Origin of the sequence: Mycobacterium sp. 1245499.0, from assembly GCF_001673615.1 — a bacterium.
GTDB classification, from domain to species: domain Bacteria; phylum Actinomycetota; class Actinomycetes; order Mycobacteriales; family Mycobacteriaceae; genus Mycobacterium; species Mycobacterium europaeum_A.
On record NZ_LZMG01000393.1, the window covers coordinates 1 to 2,748 of the forward strand.

Below are 2,748 nucleotides of genomic sequence, written 5' to 3' on the forward strand. Positions count from 1 at the left end.
CGAGCGAGACCGCCGCGCCGTGCGCGGTGAACGCCGCGGTGGCCGCCGCCAGCAGCCGTTCGCGATTGCGGCGCGCGTCCGACCTTCCCACCAAAGCGGAGGCTCCTCCGGTTCTGTTACGCTATGAATGCGGAGGCCCCTCCGCTTTCACCAGTGTGTCACCCGATCTCTTCAGGAGCACCATGACAGACCAACCCCGGCCCGGCGGCATCGGCACTCTGGGCGTGACCCCCGTCGCCCGCATGGGCTACGGCGCCATGCAACTGTTCGAGGCGACGACCGCCGACGACGCGGCCGCGGTGCTGCGTCGCGCGATCGAACTGGGCGTCAACCACATCGACACCGCGTCGTTCTACGGACCCGGCGAGGTGAACCGCCGGATCCACGCGGCACTGGCCCCCTACCCCGACGACCTCGTCATCGTCAGCAAGGTCGGCGCGCGCTACACCGGCGAACAACCGATCCCGCTGGCGCCGGCACAACGGCCCGCCGAACTGCGCGCCGCCGTCGAAGACGACCTGCGCCAGCTCGGCCTTGATCGCGTCCCGGTGGTCAACCTGCGGCGGCTCGACACCGGGATCGGCATGTCCGCCGAGGGCGACCAGATCGTCGACCTCGACGACCAGCTGGCCGAGCTGATCGCCCTGCGCGACGAGGGCAAGATCGGGGCGATCGGGATCAGCAGCGTGTCGCTCGACGTGCTGCGGCGAGCGCTGCCCGCCGGCATCGTCTGCGTGCAGAACGCCTACAGTCTGTTGGACCGCTCCCAGGAAGCCATGCTCGAGCTGTGCGTGGACGCGGGCATCGCGTGGGTGCCGTACTTCCCGCTCGGCTCGGCGTTCCCCGGATTCCCGAAGGTCGCCGACAACCCGGTGGTGGCCGACATCGCCGGCGAGTTGGGCGTTAGCGGCGCCCAGGTCGGGTTGGCCTGGATCTTGGCGCACGCGCCGAACACGTTGCTGATTCCCGGCACCCGGTCGGTCGCCCACCTCGAGGAGAACATCGCCGCGGCGGGCGTCACACTGAGCGCCGAGGCGGTCGCCCGGCTCGACGCCGTCGCCGAACCCGGCGCCGACCCCTGGGCGCACGGCGTCGAACCCTTCCTGGAGGCGCCCCAGAGCTGACTACTGTGTCAGGCATGGGTACGCCCGACGGCAGCAAGCCGTCCCCCAAACCACCGTGGTGGCTGAAGCCGGCGAACAAGGTCTTCATCCGGCTCTCGCGGCTGGGCCTGAGCTTCGGTGGTGAAAGCCCGGTGGTGTTGACCGTGCCCGGCCGCAAGTCCGGCACACCCCGGTCGACGCCGGTGACGCCGATGACGGTGGACGGCAAACGCTATGTGGTGGCCGGGTTTCCGGGCGCGGATTGGATCCGCAACGTCCGTGCCGCCGAGTACGCGACGCTGGCCCGCGGTCGGCACCGCGAGCGGGTGCGGATGGTGGAGCTGTCCGCCGATGCGGCGCGCCCGTTCTTGCGGGCGTTTCCCACCGAGGTGCCCACCGGCGTCGGCTTCATGAAGCGCTCGGGGCTGGTCACCGATGGTCGCCCCGAGGAATTCGAGGCGCTGGCGGGCGTGTGTCCGGTATTTCGGCTGGACCCGGCATAGGAGTTCAAAAACCTTGAGTGACAACCCCTTTGATGCCGACCAGTGGCGTCCGGTGGACGGGTTCGGCAACCTGACCGACATCACCTATCACCGCCACGTCGACGACGCCACGGTGCGGGTGGCGTTCGACCGGCCCGAGGTGCGCAACGCGTTCCGGCCGCACACCGTCGACGAGCTCTACCGGGTGCTCGATCACGCCCGGATGTCCCCCGACGTCGGCGTGGTGCTGCTGACCGGCAACGGGCCCTCGCCTAAGGACGGCGGCTGGGCGTTCTGCTCCGGCGGCGACCAACGCATCCGCGGGCGCAGCGGCTACCAGTACGCCAGCGGCGAGACCGCCGACACCGTCGACACCGCCCGCGCCGGGCGGCTGCACATCCTCGAGGTGCAGCGACTGATCCGGTTCATGCCCAAGGTGGTGATCTGTCTGGTCAACGGGTGGGCGGCCGGCGGCGGGCACAGCCTGCACGTGGTGTGCGACCTCACCCTGGCCAGCCGCGAACATGCCCGCTTCAAACAGACCGACGCCGACGTCGGCAGCTTCGACGGCGGCTACGGCAGCGCGTACCTGGCCCGCCAGGTCGGCCAGAAGTTCGCCCGTGAGATCTTCTTCCTCGGCCGCCCCTACACCGCCGAGCAGATGCACCACATGGGCGCGGTCAACGCCGTCGTCGACCATGCCGAGCTGGAATCCGAGGCCATCGGTTGGGCGCGCGAGATCAACGCGAAATCCCCACAGGCGCAACGGATGCTGAAGTTCGCGTTCAACCTGCTCGACGACGGCCTGGTGGGCCAACAGCTGTTCGCGGGCGAGGCCACCCGGCTGGCCTACATGACCGACGAAGCCGTCGAGGGCCGCGACGCCTTCCTGGAAAAGCGCGACCCGGACTGGAGCCGGTTCCCCCGCTACTTCTGAGCGGCCCGGGGTGCCCGGGGCCACCGCCTAGACTCGCCTCCCGTGAGCAAGAGTCCCCTTCGCCGGATCGCCGACCAGTTCGTGCTGGCGACCATGCGCCCTCCGATGGCGCCGCAAGTGTTGGTCAACCGTCCGCTGATCAAGCCGATCGAACTGGCCGGCAAGCGCATCCTGCTCACCGGGGCGTCGTCGGGCATCGGCGAGGCCGCGGCCGAACAGTTCGCCC

3 protein-coding genes and 2 pseudogenes are annotated in these 2,748 nt (G+C 69.9%); 4 read left to right on the forward strand and 1 reads right to left on the reverse strand.

Annotated features, from left to right (window positions below):
* Window positions 1-94, reverse strand: a pseudogene (locus A5646_RS29230) (TetR/AcrR family transcriptional regulator); the annotation flags it as partial.
* A gap of 88 nt (window positions 95-182) precedes the next feature.
* Between A5646_RS29230 and A5646_RS24240 the strand changes: the two are divergent.
* The 4 genes and pseudogenes from A5646_RS24240 to A5646_RS24255 form a co-directional block, all read left to right on the forward strand.
* Window positions 183-1,124: an aldo/keto reductase gene (locus tag A5646_RS24240; RefSeq protein ID WP_066873281.1), complete on the forward strand. Its 942-nt coding sequence runs from the start codon at window positions 183-185 to the stop codon at window positions 1,122-1,124.
* Window positions 1,125-1,138: 14 nt separating this feature from the next.
* Window positions 1,139-1,606 (forward strand): nitroreductase family deazaflavin-dependent oxidoreductase, encoded by a 468-nt coding sequence (locus A5646_RS24245; RefSeq protein WP_066873284.1) that lies wholly within the window; start codon window positions 1,139-1,141, stop codon window positions 1,604-1,606.
* Window positions 1,607-1,619: 13 nt separating this feature from the next.
* The gene (locus tag A5646_RS24250) at window positions 1,620-2,522 is read left to right on the forward strand and encodes a 1,4-dihydroxy-2-naphthoyl-CoA synthase (RefSeq protein ID WP_067024748.1); all 903 of its coding nucleotides are present in this window, start codon (window positions 1,620-1,622) and stop codon (window positions 2,520-2,522) included.
* 42 nt (window positions 2,523-2,564) lie between these two features.
* Window positions 2,565-2,748 (forward strand): annotated as a pseudogene (locus tag A5646_RS24255) (short-chain dehydrogenase); the annotation flags it as partial.

Coding starts and splice junctions, on each gene's coding strand:
- A5646_RS24240 (WP_066873281.1), top strand. CDS start 183: ATGACAGACCAACCCCGGCCCGGCGGCATCGGCACTCTGGGCGTGACC.
- A5646_RS24245 (WP_066873284.1), top strand. CDS start 1,139: ATGGGTACGCCCGACGGCAGCAAGCCGTCCCCCAAACCACCGTGGTGG.